We start from the raw sequence: 17762 nt of genomic DNA, 5'->3' as shown, positions 1-17762 counted from the left end.
CGGGCCAGAAGTTCCAACTTCCCCGGGTACCCGGGGAAACCGACCGGGCGGACGGCCGCCTAGAGGAACGGGCGCAGCACGTCCAGGCCCTGGGTGGGGACGGTGAGCCTGATGCCCTGGCCGATCGCGCGCAGCCGCCAGCCGTCGCCGGAGCGGTAGAGCTTGGCGAGCGCCACGCCGGTCTCGGGTACGCCGGCGGTCAGCGTGAGCCGGGCCAGCTCGGTGCCATCGGGGTCCCCGGCGACCAGGCGGCAGTAGGCGTTGTTGATCCACTCCAGCGTGTGGCCCTGGTAGCTGCTGACCAGGAACACGACCGTGTCCACCGCGCCGTACACCTTGGCGAGGTCGACGGCGATGGTCTCGTCGTCGCCCGCCCCGCTGCCGGTCTTGTTGTCCCCGAGGTGCACGACGGAGCCGTCGCGGGTGGCGAGGTTGTTGTAGAACGCGAGGTCGAAGAGCTGGCCACCGGCGAACTGCACGGCGGAGGCGTCCAGGTCGATGTCGGGGGCGCCGGTGCCGATGAAGCCGGCGGTGCGCTCCTTGTCCCAGCCCACGCCCATCCGGAGCTCGGTGAGGGGAGTGCCGTCGGCCGCGGCCAGGTCGAGCTCGTCGCCCGGGTGGAGTTCGATCACGGTTCCGAACCTACTCGCCGGGCCCGCGGGCGGCGGGTGGCGTCAGGGCACCTTGCGCACGCTGGCGGCGACCCGGGTCTCGAGCGCCTCGAGCCCGGGCAGGTCGACGCCCCGCCCGGCGACGCTCATCTCGAAGCTGGCAGCCGTCTGGCCGGGGGCCGGGAACCACCAGAACAGGTTGTGCCGCTGGTGGTCGAGGCCGTCGCGGTAGGTGAAGTAGACCTCGTCCTCGTCCTGGTCGACGATCTCGACGTCGTCGTAGATCGACTCGACCGCCGCGATCTTCTGCTCGACCATCTGCTCCGGGGTGAGCCGCTGGGTGACGATCTTGACCCGCAGGCTGTACCCGCCGACGGGCGGCTCGTCCGCGGGGCGCCAGCGGAACTCATCGGGCTGGTCGGTCGTCGTGCGCACCCAGCCGCGGGGAGCGTCGTACTCCCACTGGAAGAACGGCGGGTCCCCGATCCGTCGGGTCCGGTAGCGCAGGTCGGTCGCCAGCGCCGGGTAGTCGACGTCCGGCGCGAACGTCGGGGTCGGGTCGACCGGGATCGACGGCGACCGCGCCGGGACCGGCTCGGGGTGGTCGATCGCGGCCGGCTCGTGGTGGTCCAGCGACCCCAGCCCGTACCCCGCGGCGGCGCCCGCCAGGATGAGGGCGAGCACCAGCCCGGCCCACCGCACCCTCATGGCGCACGAGGGTAGCCGCCCCTCGGAGTTGTGACAGATCTGTGCGACAGTGGCCGCGGCGTGTCACAGATCACGCCCGGCCCGGCCGCCGCCACCCACCGGCGGCCACCGCCACCCCAGAGATCCAGGAGCGCCGCATGACCGAGACGACCGCGGGAGCCCTCTTCGACCGGCACCGGGCCCGGCTGGACGCCGCCGTCGCCGCCTGCGCGAGCCGGGAGTACTACTCGGCGTTCGACGAGTCGCCGTCGCCGCGCGTGTACGGCGAGACCGCGGCCGCCGAGGGCAAGGCCGCGTTCGAGGCCTGGCTCGGCTCGCCGTTCCCGCTCCCGACCCCGGGTGCCCAGGGCAGCGTCGCGACCGAGCGCTCGCCGTACGGCGTGGACCTCGGCGTCTCCTACCCGCGAGCGGTCGACGTCGACGCGCTGCTCTCGGCGGCGCGGGCCGGCATGAAGGGGTGGCGCGACGCGGGCCCGGACGGACGGACCGGGGTGTGCCTGGAGATCCTGGCCCGGCTGCACGCGCGCATCTTCGAGCTCGCCAACGCGGTGCAGCACACCAGCGGGCAGGCGTTCGTGATGGCGTTCCAGGCCGGCGGGGCGCACGCGCTCGACCGCGCCCTGGAGGCGATCGCCTATGCGTGGACCGAGATGACCCGCACCCCGGCCACCGCCATCTGGGAGAAGCCCGGCCGCGGTGGGCCGCTGCGGATGGAGAAGACGTTCACCGTGGTGCCCCGCGGGGTCGCGCTGGTGATCGGCTGCAACACCTTCCCCACCTGGAACTCCTGGCCGGGGCTGTTCGCGTCGCTGGTCACCGGCAACCCGGTCGTGGTCAAGCCACACCCGGCGGCCGTGCTGCCGCTCGCGATCAGCGTCCAGGTGTGCCGCGAGGTGCTGGCCGAGGCCGGCTTCGACCCCGACCTCGTCCTCCTCGCCGCCGAGGAGCCCGAGGACCGCCTGGCCGCGACGCTCGCGGTCCGCCCCGAGGTGCGGCTGATCGACTTCACCGGCGGGAACGCCTTCGGCGACTGGCTCGAGGCCAACGCGGGCCAGGCCGTCGTCTTCACCGAGAAGGCCGGCGTCAACACGGTGGTCGTCGACTCGACCTCCGACTTCGCGGCGATGTGCCAGAACCTTGCGTTCTCGTTCGCGCTCTACTCCGGCCAGATGTGCACCGCCCCGCAGAACGTCTACGTGCCGGCCGCCGGGATCGCGACCGAGGACGGCGTGCGCTCGCCCGCCGAGGTGGGCGCCGGGATCGGCGCGGCCCTCCAGGGGCTGCTCGGGGACGACGCGCGCGCGGTCGAGCTGCTCGGCGGCATCGTCAACGACGGGGTGCTGGCCCGCCTGGAGAAGGCCGGCCGCGGCCACGTCCTCGTGCCGTCCCGCGAGGTCGCGCACCCGGCGTACGCCGACGCGACCGTCCGCACCCCCATGCTCGTCGGGCTCACCGCGGAGGACTCCGACGTGTACGAGTCCGAGTGCTTCGGGCCGGTCGCCTACCTGATCGAGACCGAGGGCACCGACCAGTCGATCGACCTGTTCCGGCACACCGTGCTGGCCCACGGCGCGATGACCGCCGCGGTGTACTCCACCTCTCCCGAGGTCGTCGAGCAGGTGCGCGAGGCCGCCCTCGAGGCGGGGGTCGCCCTGTCGGAGAACCTCCTGGGCGGGGTGTTCGTCAACCAGTCCGCGGCGTACTCCGACTTCCACGGCACCGGCGCCAACCCCGCCGCGAACGCGGCGTACACCGACGGCGCCTACGTCGCCTCGCGGTTCCGCGTCGTGCAGTCCCGCCGCCACGTCTGATGCGATGAGAACAACGTTCCCGCCCGGTCTGTCGATCTCGTAGTGCCCCGTTCGTGGAGAGGGTGACCCCCTTCCACCGAGGAGACCGAGATGACCGACCTGAAGAGCCGCTGGCTCGCGCTGTACGTGCTGTGCCTGGGCGACCTGATGATCGTGCTGGACTCCAGCATCGTGAACGTCGCGCTGCCGTCGATCCAGGCCGACCTGGGGTTCACCCGGTCGGCGCTGGCCTGGGTGGTCAATGCGTACCTGCTGACCTTCGGCGGCTTCCTGCTGCTCTCCGGGCGCCTGGGCGACCTGCTGGGCAACAAGCGGGTCTTCCTCGGCGGCGTGGTGTCCTTCACCGTCGCGTCGGTCGCGTGCGGCCTCGCGCCGTCCTCCGGGCTGCTCGTCGTGGGCCGCGCCGTGCAGGGCCTGGGCGGCGCCGCGGTCTCCGCGGTCGCGCTCTCGCTGATCATGGGGCTGTTCTCCGACCCGGCCGAGCGGGCCCGGGCGATGGGCTTCTTCGGCTTCGTGATGTCCGGGGGCGGCGCCGTCGGGGTGCTGCTCGGCGGCGTCCTGACCGGGCTGTTCTCGTGGCACTGGATCTTCCTGGTGAACGTGCCCATCGGCGTCGGGGTCTGGCTGGCCGCGCGCCGGGTGCTGCCCGCCGACGAGGTCGTGCCGGGCGCGGGGCGACTCGATGTCCCCGGGGCGGTGCTGGTGACCGCCGCGCTGATGCTGAGCGTGTACGGGATCGTCGGCGGCAACGAGGCGGGGTGGACCTCCGGGCGCACGCTCGGTCTGCTCGGCGCCAGCGCGGTGCTGCTCGCGGCGTTCGTGCTCCGCGAGGCGCGCGCCGCCAGCCCGCTGGTCCCGCTGCGCCTGTTCGCGCTGCGCAACGTCTCCGTGTCGCAGGTGGTGGGGATGCTGTGGGCGGCCGCGATGTTCGCGTGGTTCTTCCTGGCCGCGCTCTACCTTCAGCAGGTGCTGGGGTACGACGCCCTCGAGGTCGGCCTCGCGTTCGTCCCGACCAGCGTGGTGATGGCGTTCTGCTCGCTGCGGGTCTCCGACCGGCTGGTCATGCGCTTCGGCATCCGCCGGCCGCTGATGGCCGGGCTCGCGCTCGCCGCCGCCAGCCTGGCGCTGTTCTCGCGGGCCCCGGTGGACGGCAGCTTCGGGACCGACGTACTGCCCTCGATGCTGCTGCTCGGCGCCGGCGCGGGCATCGCGTTCAACCCGGTGCTGCTCGCCGCGATGGGCGACGTCGAGCCGCACGAGTCCGGCCTCGCCTCCGGCGTCGTCAACACCTCGTTCATGATGGGCGGCGCGCTCGGCCTGGCGGTGCTGGTCAGCCTCTCCACCTGGCGCACCGAGTCGCTCGCCGCCGACGGAGCCGACCGCCTCGAGGCCCTCAACGGCGGCTTCCAGTTCGCCTTCGCCACCGGCGCGCTCGCCGCCCTCGCGGCGGCCGTCATCGGCGGCCTGCTCCTCCGCCCCAAGCCGATGGGCGGCGCGGAGCTCGACGCGGTCGCGATCGCCGACGAGCCCACCCTCGACGCGAGCCTCGGATAGTCCCTGACGATCACGGGGTCTGGGAGCGCTCCCACACCGCGCAAACGTCAGGGACTACCGCTCGCGGCGTCGGCCCGACGATGGCCTACCGTTCCGCGGGTGAGCAGCATCCTGATCCGCAACGCCCGGCTGGTGCCGATCGGCCCGGGCGCCGAGGTCCCCGACCAGCCGGTGGACGTGGCCGTCGTGGACGGCGTGGTCACGGCGGTCGGGCCGGGTGCGGAGCGGCCCGCAGGGGCCGAGGACGTCGACGCGGCCGGGCGCTGGCTGATCCCCGGGCTGTGGGACCAGCACGTGCACCTGGGTCAGTGGACGCTCACCTCGCAGCGCCTCGACCTGGCCCGCGCCCGCTCGCCCGAGGACGCGACCCGGGCGGTCGCGGAGTGGATCGCGGCGTACCCGGGCCTGCCGGTCATCGGCTGGGGGCACCGCTCCGCCGGCTGGCACCGCGAGGTCACCGTGTCGGAGCTGGACGCGGTCTCCGGAGACACCCCGGTGGTGCTGATCAGCGGCGACGCCCACCACGCCTGGCTCAACACCACCGCGCTGATGCACCTCGCGATACCGGTGCGCGACTCGGTGGTCCGCGAGACCGAGTGGTTCGCGGCCTACCCGCGGCTGGTGACCCTGGTCGGCAGCGACGGGACCTCCCCCGAGGCCTACCGCCGCACCCTCGACGCGGCGGCGGCGCAGGGCGTGGTCGGCGTGGTCGACTTCGAGTTCGGCGCCAGCCGCGAGGAGTGGGCCGAGCGCTGGGCACTGGGGTGCGACCGGCTGCGGATCCGGTGGGCGACCTACGCCGACACCCTCGACGAGGTGATCGCCGCCGGGCTGCGCACCGGCGACCCGCTGCCCGGCTGCGACGACCGCGCGACGATGGGGCCGCTGAAGATCATCAGCGACGGGTCGCTGAACACCCGGACCGCCTGGTGCTGCGAGCCGTACGGCGATGCCCACCGGCTGGAGTACCCCGCCGGCCAGCCCAACCTGGACGGCGCCGAGCTGCGCGGCCTGCTCGCCCGCGCGCACGCCGGCGGCCTCGAGGTCGCCACGCACGCGATCGGCGACGCGGCCGTGGCGGAGGCGCTGGCGTCGTACGCCGAGACCGGTGCCCGCGGGTCCATCGAGCACGTCCAGATGGCGCGCCGCGAGGACCTGCGCACCCTGGCCCGGCTCGGCCTGCGGGCCAGCGTGCAGCCGGCACACCTGCTCGACGACCGCGACCTGACCGAGCGGATCTGGGGTGAACGGGCCGAGCGCTGCTTCGCGTTCCGGTGGATGCTCGAGGACGGTGTGCGGCTCGCCTTCGGCTCCGACGCGCCGGTCTCCCCGCTCGACCCCTGGCTGGCGATGGCCGCGGCGGTGCACCGCAGCGCCGACGACCGGGACCCGTGGCGCGCCGAGCAGGCCCTGACCGTCCGGGAGGCGCTGGCGGCGTCGGTCGACGGCCAGCCGACCGTGGGCGTGGGCTCGCCCGGCGACCTGGTGCTGCTCGACCGCGACCCGCTGCTGCCCGACCTCGATGCCGGGGACACCGCCGGGCTCGGGACGGCGCTGCGGTCGCTCGGCTCCGCGCTCACCGTCGTGGCCGGGGTGCCGGTGCACCGATCAGCGGAGCTCGGCTAGCACGGCCTCGGCGGCCGCGCGCTGCCCGGCGGCCAGCGGGTGGTAGGCGAGCGCGGTCTCGGCGGAGGTCACCCGGCCGTTGACCCACGGGTCGTCGGCGCAGATGTCGTGACCCGCGCTCGGCCCCCACAGGTCGACGTACTCCACGCCGGTGTCGTCGGCGGCGGCCTGCACGGTGCGGTTGAGGTCCTCGGTCACCGACCGGGCGAAGGCGTAGTCCCCGTCGGCCAGCGGCAGCAGGTCGCAGGTGCCGGACGCGGGCACGATCTGCGGGTAGCCGACGAGGAGGATGCGCGCGTGCGGTGACCGGCCGCGGACCGCGTCGACGACGCCGGACAGGTTGGCGCGGATGTGCTCGAAGGTCCGGGTGAGCGACGACGCGTCGACCGCGGCCCGGCACGGTGCCCCGGCCGGGTCGGTGGGCGCCAGCTGGACGCACTGCCCGAGGGTGCCGCCGAAGAGGTGGTCGTCGTTGCCGCCGAGGCTGATCGTGACGAGGTCGGTGCCGGGGCGCACCGCGGTCAGCTGGGGCGGGACCCGCCCGCCGCGCTGCCCGGTCTGGGGGCTGGTCACGTTGGCGGTGCGGGCGCCGCTGCAGCTGACGTCGGTGAGCTCCGTGCCGGGCATCGCCTGCGCGACCAGCGCCGGGTAGTTCACGCCCGACCGCAGGCAGATCGAGCTGCCGTCGGTGGGTGGGACGAGGGGGGCCGCCGTGTAGGAGTCGCCGAGGGCGACGTACTGGTCGTACGCCGTCGGCGCCGCGGTCGGCGACCCCGTCGACCGGGCCGGCGCCGCGACCGGCTCGTCCGAGCCCGCGCACCCGGACAGGCCCAGCGCCGCGGCGAGGGCAACGGCGAGCGCGGGGACGATCGGGCGGAGCATGGACTCGACCGTACGTCGATCGGGTACCGCCCGGGGATGGCGACCCCCACCCTCCCGTCGGAGAGCAGCGGCGGCGAGTCCCTGCTGACCGTGCTCGTGGCGCTCGTCGCGAACGGCCTGCTGGCGATCGCGAAGTCGGTCGCGGCCGCGGTGACGGGCTCGGCGTCGATGGTCGCCGAGGCGGCGCACTCCTGGGCCGACACCGGCAACGAGGTGTTCCTGCTGGTGGCTGAGCGGAAGGGCAGCCGGCCGCGGGACGAGGAGCATCCGCGCGGCTACGGGCGCTCGACGTACATCTGGTCGCTGGTCGCGGCGTTCGGCCTGTTCTCGGCCGGCGCCGTCGTCTCGCTCTGGCACGGCATCACCGAGCTCACCGGCGAGGAGGCGGCGCCCAGCTACGCGGTGAACTACATCGTGCTCGGCGTCGCGTTCGTGCTCGAGGGGGTGTCCTTCGCGCAGGCCACGCGGCAGGTGCACGGCGCGGCCCGCCGCTTCGGGCTGCACCCGCTCCGGTTCGTCTCCCGCACCTCCAACCCGACGCTGCGGGCGGTGTTCTTCGAGGACTCCGCCGCGCTGGCCGGAATCCTGCTCGCCGGCGCGGGCATCGCGCTGCACCAGGTCACCGGTGAGGCGGTCTTCGACGCCCTCGGCTCGATCGCGGTCGGCATCCTGCTGGGCTTCGTGGCCGTCTTCCTCATGCGCCGCAACATGGACTACCTCCTGGGGGAGGGGCTCACCCCCGAGCTCCGCTCGCGGGTGATCGCGCAGCTCCTCGAGCACCCGCAGATCGACCGGATCACCTACCTGCACGTGGAGTACGTCGGCCCGCAGCGGCTGTTCGTGGTCGCCGCCGTCGACCTGACCGGCGACGACCGGGAGGGGCACCTCGCCGTACGCCTGCGAGACGTGGAGGCCGAGATCGAGCGCAACCCGCTGATCGAGGACGCGGTCCTCACCCTCGCCCCACCCGACGAGCCCGCCCTCATGCCCTAGGTCCCGGGGCCGGTTTCCCCGGTGAACCGGGGAAACCGGAACTGTTGGGCCGAAACTTCGGGCCAGAAGTTCCAACATCCCCGGTGAACCGGGGAAACCGCCGGGCCGACGCGGACCAGACGACTTCAGCGGGGATCTTGACCACGAATATGTAAGTGCGCTGGACTAACAAATGTGACCACGATGTCCCCGGTCGGACGACCGCTCCGGCCCCGCGGCAAGCTCCTCCAGGAGGACGCCCGGAGGCACCACCGCTCGTTGCTGCTCCAGCAGCTGTTCCGCGAGGGGCCGGCCAGCCGCGCGGACCTGGCCCGGACCACCCGCCTGACCCGGGTCACGGTTTCCGACCTGGTGGGCGAGCTGGTGGGCGAGGGCCTGGTCGAGGAGCTCGGTGCGCCGGCCGAGGCGCGGGTCGGCAAGCCGCCAACGCTGGTCGGGCTGGCGCCGGACGCGAGTCACATCATCGGGCTGGACCTCTCGGCCGACGACCGGATGACCGGCGCCGTGGTGAACCTCCTCGGCCAGGTTCAGGCCCGTCACGAGATCGAGATCGGCGACGCGCAGGGCGAAGCGGCGGTCCGGCTCGTGCACCGCCTCGCGGCCGAGCTGATCGCGATGACCGACCGGCCGGTGCTCGGCGTCGGCGTGGGCAGCCCCGGCGTGGTCGACGCCGCCGGCACCGTCATCGACGCCCCCAACTTCGCGTGGACCGACACCCCGCTGTCCACCACCCTGGCCGCCGCGCTCGGCGTACCGGTCTTCGTGGCCAACGATGCCAACACCGCGGTCCTCGGGGAGCACACCTTCGGCCAGACCGGCGACGGCGGCCTGATGGTGCTCCGGGTCGGCATCGGCGTCGGCGCCGGGCTGGTGCTCGGGGGTTCGCTCCTCCACGGCCACCTCGGCGCCGCCGGCGAGATCGGCCACGTCACCGTCGACCCCGACGGCGACGTGTGCGCCTGCGGACGCCGCGGCTGCCTGGAGACGATCCTGGCCGCGCCCCGCCTGCGGCGCCGGCTCGCCGAGCCCGGTGCGGACCGGGACGCCGTGCTCACCGAGGTGGGTGAGCGGCTCGGCGTCACCCTGGCGCCGGTCGTCGGCACCCTCAACATCCACGAGCTGGTGCTGAGCGGCCCGACCGAGCTGCTGGACGGCCCGCTGCGTGCGGCGGCCGACCGGGTCGTGCGCGAGCGGACCATGCCGGTCAGCTCCGCGGGCCTGACGGTCCGCACCTCCACGCTCGGCGCGGACGTGGTGTTGATCGGCGCCGCGGTCCTCGTCCTCTCGGGACAGCTGGGCGTGTCGTGAAGACGTCCTCGATCTCGTACGGCGGGCCACCGGGGCCCGTCGACATCCAGGACCCGGCTCTGCGCCGCACCTGGGCCAGTCACCACAACGGGTAGATCGCAAGAGAGGAACACTGCGGTGCGCATCAAGAAGAAACTGGCCCGCGCAGCCTTGGCCACCTTGGCCCTGACCGCGCTGACGAGTTCACCCTCGCCGTGGTCGTGATGTCGCAGGGCGACAAGAAGACGCTGCCGCTGTGGCTGAGCATCTTCACCGACCTCAACCGCGGCACCGACTGGGGCGGCATCATGGCCGGCTCCACGCTGATCGCGATCCCGGTCGTGATCTTCTTCCTCGTCGTCCAGGGCCGGATGGTCGCCGGCCTCACCTCGGGGGCGGTGAAGGGGTGAGCGACCTGACCAGGAGCCGGCCCGAGAACGGGCAGAGCCTCGAGCAGCTCGCGCTCCGGGTGCTGCTGCCCGCCTTCCCCGGCACGACGCTGGCCCGGGACGTGGCCGGCCTGTTCGCCGAGGGGCTCGGCGGGGTCTGCCTGTTCGGCAGCAACACCGCCGACGGGCCCGCCGCGGTCGCCGAGCTCACCAGCGCGATCCACGCGGCCGCGCCGTACGCCGTCGTCGCGGTCGACGAGGAGGGCGGCGACGTCACCCGGCTGCACGCGCTCGATAGGAGCCCCGTGCTGGGGCCGGCCGCCCTCGGCGCGGCCGGCGACCTCGCGCTGACCCGGGAGACCGGCGCGGCGATCGGCACCGAGCTGGCCGCGGCCGGCATCGACCTCGACCTCGGGCCGGTCGCCGACGTGAACTCCGACCCGGACAACCCGGTGATCGGCACCCGCAGCTTCGGCACCGACGCCGCGGCGGCCGCCGCGCACACCGCCGCGTGGGTGGCCGGGCTCCAGGGGGCGGGCGTCGCGGCCTGCGCCAAGCACTTCCCGGGCCACGGCGACACCGCCCAGGACAGCCACCTCGCGCTGCCCATGGTCGACGTCGACCTGCCGACGCTGCTCGGCCGCGAGCTGGCGCCGTTCGCTGCGGCCGTCGAGGCCGGCGTCGCGTCGGTGATGACCTCGCACATCCTGGTCCCCGCCGTCGACCCGGCCCTGCCCGCGACGCTGAGCCGTCCGGTGCTCGGGCTGCTGCGCGACCACCTCGGGTACGGCGGCGTCCTGGTCACCGACGCCCTCGACATGGCCGGCGCCTCGGCCGGTCGCGGGATCCCCGAGGCCGCAGTGCTGTCGCTCGCCGCCGGCGCCGACCTGCTGTGCCTCGGTGCCGACAAGGACATCGCGCTGGTCCGGCAGGTCCAGGCGGCGATCGTCGCAGCGGTCCGCTCCGGGCGACTGGCCGAGGAGCGCCTGGTCGAGGCGGTGGACCGGATCGCGCGGCTGCCGCGCGGGGCCGGCAGCGCCGCTCCCGTCGACGCCGCCCGCCAGCTCGCCGGCGCCCGCCGTGCCGTGACGGTCGAGGGCGAGCTGCCAGACCTGCGCGGCGCCGAGGTCGTCAGCGTCGCGACCCCCGCGAACATCGCGATCGGTGAGGTCCCGTGGGGCCTGCCGCCGGACCGCTTCCTCCAACCGGGCGAGCCCGTCACCGGCGACCGGCCGGTCGTGCTCCAGGTGCGCGACGCGCACCGGCGGCCCGAGGTGCTGGTCGAGGGGGCCGCGGTCGTGGTCGAGTGGGGCTGGCCGGGTCCGTACGCCGGGGGGACGCCCCGGATCTGCACGCGCGGCTACTCCCGTCCGGGAGCCGTCGCGGTCACCGAGCTGTTGAGGAAGGCGGGGTGGGACCGGTGAGCACCGGGCCGAGCAACGGGTTGAGCGTGGGCCTGGACATCGGCGCGACCAAGACCCTCGGTCTGGTCGTCGACGAGGACGGCGGCATCCGCGCGACCGTGCGGGAGGCGACCGAGCCGGGTGCCGAGGGCGTCGTACGGACGGCCGCCCGGGTGGTTGAGGCGCTCCGCGCCGCGACCGGCGAGCGGCTCGCGGGCACCGTCGGGGTCGGCATGCCCGGCCTGGTCGACGTCGAGCGCGGCGCGGTCAAGCACGCGGTCAACCTCGGCGTGAACGGGGACTGGCTGCCACTCGGCGACCTGCTCGGTGACCGGCTCGGGACACCTGTCGTGGTCGAGAACGACGTCAACGTCGCCAGCCTCGGCGCGGTCGCGATGAGCGGCGAGGACGACCTCGTCTACCTCAGCATCGGCACCGGCCTGGCCGCCGGACTCGTGCTCGCGGGCCGGCTGCGGCGCGGCGACCACGGCGCGGCGGGCGAGATCGGGCACGTGCCCGTGGATCCGGCCGGAGCGCTGTGCCAGTGCGGCCAGCGCGGCTGCCTGGAGACCATCGCCTCGGGGTCGGCGCTGGCCGCGGCCTGGCCCTCGGAGGACGTCCCCCCGGCCCAGGCGCTGTTCGCCGCGGCGCACGCCAGTGACCCCGACGCCATCGCGGCGCGGGACCGGTTCGCCGCGGGTGTCGCCAGCGCCGTCCGGGTGCTCGGCCTGGCCGTCGACCCGCGCACCGTCGTGCTCGGCGGCGGCGTCGCCCAGCTCGGCGAGCCGCTGCGCGCGGCCGTGGCCGACGCCCTGCGCGAGCAGGCCCGGACCTCGCCGTTCCTGGCCTCCCTCGACCTGGCCGGCCGGCTCCGGGTCGTGCCCGCGCACTACCCCGTGGCCGCGGTCGGGGCCGCCCTGCTCGGGCGGTCGTGATGAGCATCGTCGTCCCCGGCCTCGTCGACGCCCAGGTCAACGGCGCCGCCGGCATCGACCTCACCACGGAGCCGCACCGGCTGTGGGAGGTGGCGGCCGCCCTGCCGGCGTACGGCGTCGTCGCGTTCGTCCCGACCGTGATCACCTCCGACCCGGCCGCGCGCGGGCAGGCGCTCGCCACCCTCGCCGCCGGGCCACCCCCGGGGTGGTCGGGCGCCGAACCGCTCGGGCTGCACTTCGAGGGCCCGATGATCGCCCCGACCCGCAAGGGCGCCCATCCGGAGCGCTGGCTGCGGCCGCCCTCGCTGGACCTGGTCGACGGCTGGTCGCGCGAGTCCGGTGTCGTGATCGCCACGATCGCTCCGGAGCTCCCGGGCGCGCTCGAGGTGATCGAGCGGCTCGCGGCTCGAGGTGTCGTGGTGTCGGTCGGTCACACCGCCGCATCGGCCGCCGAGGTCGCCGCCGCTCTGGAAGCCGGCGCCCGCTGCCTCACCCACCTCGGCAACGCGATGCCGCCGCTGCAGGCCCGCGAGCCCGGGCCGGTCGGCGCGGCGTTCGGGAGCGATCCTGGCACCGGACCCGTCGCCGGCCTGATCGTGGACGGCCACCACCTCGACCCGCTGTTCGTGCGGGCCGCCTGGCGCGCCCTCGGGCCAGACCGGTTCCTGTCGGTCTCCGACACCACCGCCGGCCTCGGCCTCCCGGACGGCCCCGCGCGCCTGGGCGACCAGGACGTCGTCGTCGCCGACGGCACCGTGCGGCTGGCCGACGGCACCCTGGCCGGCTCCGCCGCCTCGCTCCTGGACTGCTTGCGTATCCTCCTCGCGCAGACCGGTTGCACCCTCGAGGAGGCCGTGGCCACGGCCACCTCGACGCCGCTGCGGCTGCTCGGCCTGCCGCCCCGCGAGGAGCGGATCCGGCTCACCGACGACCTGCGCCTGGAGGTGCACTGATGGAGATCGTCCCGCTCGCCACCGAGCCCGAGGTCGCCGGGCTCGCCGCGGACGCGATCGAGGCCCTGGTCCGCGCGCACCCCGAGTCCGTGCTCGGTCTGGCCACCGGTTCGAGCCCGCTGCCGGCGTACCAGGAGCTGATCCGCCGGCGGCGCGCCGGCAGCGGTCCGTCATACGCCGGCGTCCGGGCCTTCCTGCTCGACGAGTACGTCGGGCTGCCGCCCGGCCATCCGCAGTCCTACCGGGAGACGATCTTCCGCGAGCTCACCGACGCGCTCGACATCGACCGGGACCGGGTCGCGAGCCCGGACCCGACCCCGGACCTGCTGTCCACGGCAGGCGAGCGCTACGAGGACGCGATCCGCGCGGCCGGCGGGGTGGACCTGCAGGTGCTCGGCATCGGCGCCGACGGCCACCTCGCGTTCAACGAGCCCGGCTCCTCGCTCGGGTCGCTGACCCGGCTCAAGACGCTCACCGGGGAGACCCGCGCCGACAACGCCCGGTTCTTCGACTCCGTCGACCAGGTGCCCCGGCACGTGCTCACCCAGGGTCTCGGGACGATCCTGCGGGCCGGCCGCCTGCTGCTGGTCGCCACCGGGGCCGGCAAGGCGGCCGCGATCGCCGCGGCCGTCGAGGGCCCGGTCTCCGCATCCTGCCCCGCGTCCGTGCTCCAGCTGCACCCACACGTCACGGTCCTGCTCGACGAGGCCGCCGCGGCGCAGCTGACCCGTACCGCGTACTACCGCGAGGTCTTCGACGACAAGCCGGACTGGCAGCGTCCGTGAGTCGCCGCTGACGGGTCGTGTGTCCCACGACGCGCTATGGCGCGTTCTCAGGCACACGACCCGGAGCCGTCACCCCAGCGCCACCACCAGGGCGAGCACCGTGTCCGGGTCGTCGAGGCGCTCGCCGTACAGCTCGCGCAGCTGGCCCATCCGGTAGCGCACGGTCTGCGGGTGCACGAACAGCTCGGCGGCCACCTGCTCGCGCCGGCCCTGGTGCAGCAGCCACGAGCGCAGCGTGTCGGTGAGCTTCTCGGCGGTGGCCGGGCGCAGGCCGGCGAGTGGCGCCAGCGCCTGCGCGCGCAGGTCCGCGCGGGCCGTCGCGTCGGCCTCGAGCACCAGCCCGACCAGGTGTGCCTCGGTGTCGAGCTCCACCCCGGCGGCGCGGGCGCGCAACGCGCGGTCGTACGACGCGCGCGCTTCCAGCCACGGCCGTGCCGGACCCGCGAGCGCGCCGCGGTCGGCGAGCACCCGGAGCAGCGCCCGGCGGCGGTGCTCGTGCGCGTCGGGGACCAGCAGCAGCGCACCGTCGTCGAGCCCCGGCGGGTCGGTGACCTGCAGCGTCGCCGGGGAGAGCGCCGCCAGCACCGGACGCACCTGCGCCTCCGGCACGATCACCGCGGTCAGCGTCCGCGGCGGGTCCCAGCCGGCGCGCTCCGCCGCGGCGGCGACCTGGTCGACCGGCGACCCGGTCAGCAGGTGGTGGGCCACCCGCTCGAGCAGCCGCTGCCGCACCCGTCCGCTGGTGTCCAGCTCGTCGGTGTGGCCGGCCACGCTGGCAGCGGACAGCTCGTCGATGTAGGCGAAGACCAGCTCGGCGAACGCCACCAGCGTCTCGCCCGCGACGCCGTTGCGCACCGCCACTGTGGACATCTCCCGCCACGAGACCCGCGCACCGATCCGGTACGCCGCCAGCAGCGCGTCGGTCGTCCGGCCGCTGCGCGCCTCGCCGCGGCCGAGCTGGTAGGCACCCTCGACCGCGGGTGCGGCCGGGGTGGACCGGTCGGCGCCGCGGCTGCCGCTGGCCAGCGAGAGGAAGCCGCCGAGCGCGAGCTGGACGGCGTTGCGGATCGTCTCGCCCATCGGCCCGCTGAATGCGTCGGTGTAGCTGGGCACCTCGTCGATGATCGCGGCCACCACGTGCTCGGCGACCCGGGGGAGCTCGGTGCGCATCTCGGTGACCGCACCGGAGTCGAGACGCAGCCCGTGGTCGGCGGTGTGGCGAACCGGGCGACGGACCATGGCGCCTCCAAGGTGAACGAAATTGTGCACAGATAACAAATCGGACGCAGATCTTCACGTCCCGGAGTCATGATCTTACGCCCGAGAGCCAGCACACTCGAAGGCATGAGCGTCGCCATCCCCTCGGCTGCGTCCCGGTCCGGGTCGGGATGGTCCCTGCGCAGCACGCTGCGCCAGGTCGCCCAGGCGGCCGTGACCCCGCGCGACCTCGACGACGTCCTCGACCACTTCCACCCGCTGCGGCGCGGCACCGACCTGCGCGGCCGGATCGTCGAGGTCCGGCCCGAGACCGCGGCCTCCGCCACGGTGGTGATCAAGCCGGGGCGCGACTGGACCGGACACGTGCCGGGGCAGTACCTCCGCGTGGGCGTCGACGTCGACGGCGTGCGCCTGTGGCGCACCTACTCGCTGACCCACGGGCCCCGGGCCGACCGGTGCATCAGCATCACGGTCAAGGCGATCCCCGGAGGCGTCGTCTCCAACCACCTGGTGCACCGGATCCGCCCCGGCCAGATGATCCAGATCGGCCAGGCCGAGGGCGAGTTCGTGCTGACCCAACCGATCCCCGACAAGCTGCTGCTGGTCACCGCCGGCTCCGGCATCACGCCGGTGATCGGGATGCTGCGCAACCTGTTCTCCCGCGCGGTGCGGCCCACCACCGACATCGTGCTGCTGCACTCGGCGCTGTCGCGCTCGGAGGTGATCTTCGGCGAGGAGCTGCGCCGGTACGGCGCGGCCGGCTGGCTGCGCCTGGTCGAGCTGCACACCGACACCCACGGGCTGCTCCAGGTCGGCGACCCCGAAGCCGGCTTGGACCGGATCGTCCCCGACCTGGCCGAGCGGACGGCGTACGCCTGCGGGCCCGCGGGCCTGCTCGACGCGCTGCAGGAGCACTACGACGCGCGCGGCCTCGAGCTCAACGTCGAGCGGTTCCGCGCGCCGATGGTCGCCACCGGAGAAGGCGGCACCCTGACCTTTACCTCCGGCGTCGCCGTCGCGGCCGACGGGGCGACGCCGATCCTGGACGCCGCCGAGTCCGCCGGCGTGCTGATGCCGAGCGGCTGCCGGATGGGCGTCTGCTTCGGCTGCGTCCTGCCGCTGCGCGAGGGCGCGGTCCGCGACCTGCGCAACGGCCAGCTCACCACCGCCGCCCCCGGGGACGGCGTGATCATCCAGACCTGCATCAACGCCGTCGCCGGCGAGTGCCACCTCGACCACGCCTGACCACGATCCGAGGAGACCCACGTGACCGCGATCCAGAAGAAGCCCGTCAGCCCCGTCGCCCACCTGACCCCCGAGGATGTCGAGCAGATCGGCATCGAGCTCGACGCCATCCGCCAAGACGTCCTCGACAGCCGCGGCGAGCGCGACGCCCGCTACATCCACCGTGTCATCGACGTGCAGCGCCGCCTCGAGCTGGGCAGCCGCGCCGTCCTGCTGTTCTCGTCCTTCCCGCCGGCCTGGATCGTCGGTACGGCGGGCCTCAGCGTCGCCAAGATCCTCGAGAACATGGAGATCGGCCACAACATCCTGCACGGCCAGTGGGACTGGATGCGGGACCCGAAGATCCACTCCACGACCTGGGAGTGGGACATGGCCACCCCGGCCGCGCAGTGGCAGCACTCCCACAACGAGCTGCACCACACCTACACGAACGTGATCGGCAAGGACAACGACCTCGGCTACGGCATCATGCGCGTCGACGAGGACCAGCCCTGGCACCCGTTCTTCCTGGTCCAGCCGTTGTGGAACTTCATCAACGCCTGCTTCTTCGAGTACGGCATCGCCGCGTACGACCTCGAGCTCGGGGCCACGGTGAAGAGGAAGCAGACCAAGGACCCGGGGTTCCAGCGCCGCCTGAAGGCGGTGCTCACCAAGGTTCGCCGCCAGGCCACCAAGGACTACCTGGTGCACCCGGCGCTCTCGATCCCGACCGGCTCGTTCCTGGCGACCCTGGCCGCGAACTTCACCGCCAACGTGGTGCGCAACCTGTGGAGCCACTCGGTGATCATGTGCGGCCACTTCCCCGAGGGCGTCGAGACCTTCGAGAAGCGCTCGATCGACGGCGAGACCCGCGGCGAGTGGTACCTGCGCCAGATGCTCGGCTCGGCGAACATCTCGGGGTCGAAGGCGGTGCACATCATGTCCGGCAACCTGTCCCACCAGATCGAGCACCACCTGTTCCCGGACCTGCCCTCGAACCGGTACGCCGAGATCGCCCCGCGGGTGCAGGCTCTGTTCGAGAAGTACGACCTCAACTACCACGCGGCGCCGCTGCCCAAGCAGGTGTACTCCGCCTGGCACAAGGTGGTCCGGCTCTCGCTGCCCAACGGCTGGCTGGCGACGACCAACGTCAAGAACGCGCCGCAGCAGCTGGCGCTGCTCTACAAGATGGCCACCGGCGGCCCGAAGGTCCGCCGCGCCGCCCAGGCCCGGCTCACCCAGCAGGCCCGGAAGGCCGGGGCCGCCGGCTGAGGCCCGAGCGGTTTCCCCGGTTCACCGGGGATGTTGGAACTTCTGGGCTGAAGTTTCGGCCCAACAGTTCCGGTTTCCCCGGTGAACCGGGGAAACCAACCCCGGCGTGCG

Annotated in this window: 16 protein-coding genes; 12 read left to right on the top strand and 4 right to left on the bottom strand. The window is 74.0% G+C overall.

Annotated elements, in window-relative coordinates; translation table 11 throughout:
* Positions 1-59 precede the first annotated feature (59 nt).
* Positions 60-632: a TerD family protein gene (locus NOCA_RS24220; protein ID WP_011757921.1), complete on the bottom strand. Its 573-nt coding sequence runs from the start codon at positions 630-632 to the stop codon at positions 60-62.
* A 42-nt stretch (positions 633-674) separates the two neighbouring features.
* Positions 675-1319: a hypothetical protein gene (locus NOCA_RS24215; RefSeq protein ID WP_011757920.1), complete on the bottom strand. Its 645-nt coding sequence runs from the start codon at positions 1317-1319 to the stop codon at positions 675-677.
* 137 nt (positions 1320-1456) lie between these two features.
* Between NOCA_RS24215 and paaN the strand changes: the two genes are divergently transcribed.
* The 3 genes from paaN to NOCA_RS24200 all read left to right on the top strand — a co-directional run bounded on the left by paaN (position 1457) and on the right by NOCA_RS24200 (position 6310).
* Positions 1457-3130 carry a phenylacetic acid degradation protein PaaN gene (gene paaN / locus NOCA_RS24210; protein WP_011757919.1) on the top strand — a complete coding sequence of 558 codons (1674 nt, stop codon included), beginning with the start codon at positions 1457-1459 and terminating at the stop codon, positions 3128-3130.
* Between the two features lie 90 nt (positions 3131-3220).
* Entirely contained in the window at positions 3221-4684 is a 1464-nt protein-coding gene (locus NOCA_RS24205; protein WP_011757918.1) for a DHA2 family efflux MFS transporter permease subunit, read from the top strand.
* 99 nt (positions 4685-4783) lie between these two features.
* Complete coding sequence (locus NOCA_RS24200) at positions 4784-6310, top strand: amidohydrolase (protein ID WP_011757917.1); 1527 nt, start codon at positions 4784-4786, stop codon at positions 6308-6310.
* Here the strand turns inward: NOCA_RS24200 and NOCA_RS24195 are convergent.
* A complete protein-coding gene (locus tag NOCA_RS24195; protein WP_011757916.1) occupies positions 6293-7192 on the bottom strand; it encodes an SGNH/GDSL hydrolase family protein in 900 nt (299 codons plus the stop codon). The two genes, NOCA_RS24200 and NOCA_RS24195, sit on opposite strands and share 18 nt — an antisense overlap.
* 36 nt (positions 7193-7228) lie before the next feature.
* Between NOCA_RS24195 and NOCA_RS24190 the strand changes: the two genes are divergently transcribed.
* From NOCA_RS24190 to NOCA_RS24160, 7 genes are all read left to right on the top strand, one after another.
* Positions 7229-8185 carry a cation diffusion facilitator family transporter gene (locus NOCA_RS24190; protein ID WP_041546914.1) on the top strand — a complete coding sequence of 319 codons (957 nt, stop codon included), beginning with the start codon at positions 7229-7231 and terminating at the stop codon, positions 8183-8185.
* 183 nt (positions 8186-8368) lie between these two features.
* Complete coding sequence (locus NOCA_RS24185; protein WP_011757914.1) at positions 8369-9493, top strand: ROK family transcriptional regulator; 1125 nt, start codon at positions 8369-8371, stop codon at positions 9491-9493.
* 194 nt (positions 9494-9687) lie between these two features.
* Positions 9688-9882: a hypothetical protein gene (locus NOCA_RS24180; RefSeq protein ID WP_041546912.1), complete on the top strand. Its 195-nt coding sequence runs from the start codon at positions 9688-9690 to the stop codon at positions 9880-9882.
* Positions 9879-11285 carry a glycoside hydrolase family 3 N-terminal domain-containing protein gene (locus tag NOCA_RS24175; protein ID WP_011757912.1) on the top strand — a complete coding sequence of 469 codons (1407 nt, stop codon included), beginning with the start codon at positions 9879-9881 and terminating at the stop codon, positions 11283-11285. Before NOCA_RS24180 ends, NOCA_RS24175 begins: the two co-directional genes overlap by 4 nt.
* Positions 11282-12199, top strand: a complete 918-nt coding sequence (locus NOCA_RS24170; protein WP_011757911.1) for an ROK family protein — start codon at positions 11282-11284, stop codon at positions 12197-12199. Before NOCA_RS24175 ends, NOCA_RS24170 begins: the two co-directional genes overlap by 4 nt.
* On the top strand, positions 12199-13152 hold the full coding sequence (locus NOCA_RS24165; RefSeq protein WP_140404134.1) for an N-acetylglucosamine-6-phosphate deacetylase: 954 nt from the start codon (positions 12199-12201) through the stop codon (positions 13150-13152). The genes NOCA_RS24170 and NOCA_RS24165 overlap by 1 nt, the downstream gene beginning before the upstream one ends.
* Positions 13152-13937 carry a glucosamine-6-phosphate deaminase gene (locus NOCA_RS24160; RefSeq protein ID WP_011757909.1) on the top strand — a complete coding sequence of 262 codons (786 nt, stop codon included), beginning with the start codon at positions 13152-13154 and terminating at the stop codon, positions 13935-13937. Before NOCA_RS24165 ends, NOCA_RS24160 begins: the two co-directional genes overlap by 1 nt.
* Before the next feature lie 69 nt (positions 13938-14006).
* On the opposite strand, the gene NOCA_RS24155 is transcribed toward NOCA_RS24160, so the two are convergent.
* Entirely contained in the window at positions 14007-15176 is a 1170-nt protein-coding gene (locus NOCA_RS24155; protein ID WP_011757908.1) for a PucR family transcriptional regulator, read from the bottom strand.
* A 105-nt stretch (positions 15177-15281) separates the two neighbouring features.
* On the opposite strand from NOCA_RS24155, the gene NOCA_RS24150 reads away from it, so the two are divergent.
* Together NOCA_RS24150 and NOCA_RS24145 are read left to right on the top strand one after the other, a co-directional pair.
* Positions 15282-16400 (top strand): ferredoxin reductase, encoded by a 1119-nt coding sequence (locus tag NOCA_RS24150; protein ID WP_041546910.1) that lies wholly within the window; start codon positions 15282-15284, stop codon positions 16398-16400.
* 21 nt (positions 16401-16421) lie between these two features.
* Positions 16422-17651 (top strand): fatty acid desaturase family protein, encoded by a 1230-nt coding sequence (locus NOCA_RS24145; protein WP_011757906.1) that lies wholly within the window; start codon positions 16422-16424, stop codon positions 17649-17651.
* Positions 17652-17762 lie beyond the last annotated feature (111 nt).

Origin of the sequence: Nocardioides sp. JS614, from assembly GCF_000015265.1 — a bacterium.
Lineage (GTDB): Bacteria > Actinomycetota > Actinomycetes > Propionibacteriales > Nocardioidaceae > Nocardioides.
The sequence above is the reverse complement of the archived record's forward strand: the minus strand, read 5'-3'. Positions and strand labels throughout refer to the sequence as shown.

Coding starts and splice junctions, on each gene's coding strand:
- NOCA_RS24185 (WP_011757914.1), top strand. CDS start 8,369: ATGTCCCCGGTCGGACGACCGCTCCGGCCCCGCGGCAAGCTCCTCCAG.
- paaN (WP_011757919.1), top strand. CDS start 1,457: ATGACCGAGACGACCGCGGGAGCCCTCTTCGACCGGCACCGGGCCCGG.
- NOCA_RS24205 (WP_011757918.1), top strand. CDS start 3,221: ATGACCGACCTGAAGAGCCGCTGGCTCGCGCTGTACGTGCTGTGCCTG.
- NOCA_RS24165 (WP_140404134.1), top strand. CDS start 12,199: ATGAGCATCGTCGTCCCCGGCCTCGTCGACGCCCAGGTCAACGGCGCC.
- NOCA_RS24215 (WP_011757920.1), bottom strand. CDS start 1,319: ATGAGGGTGCGGTGGGCCGGGCTGGTGCTCGCCCTCATCCTGGCGGGC.
- NOCA_RS24190 (WP_041546914.1), top strand. CDS start 7,229: ATGGCGACCCCCACCCTCCCGTCGGAGAGCAGCGGCGGCGAGTCCCTG.
- NOCA_RS24195 (WP_011757916.1), bottom strand. CDS start 7,192: ATGCTCCGCCCGATCGTCCCCGCGCTCGCCGTTGCCCTCGCCGCGGCG.
- NOCA_RS24155 (WP_011757908.1), bottom strand. CDS start 15,176: ATGGTCCGTCGCCCGGTTCGCCACACCGCCGACCACGGGCTGCGTCTC.
- NOCA_RS24150 (WP_041546910.1), top strand. CDS start 15,282: ATGAGCGTCGCCATCCCCTCGGCTGCGTCCCGGTCCGGGTCGGGATGG.
- NOCA_RS24160 (WP_011757909.1), top strand. CDS start 13,152: ATGGAGATCGTCCCGCTCGCCACCGAGCCCGAGGTCGCCGGGCTCGCC.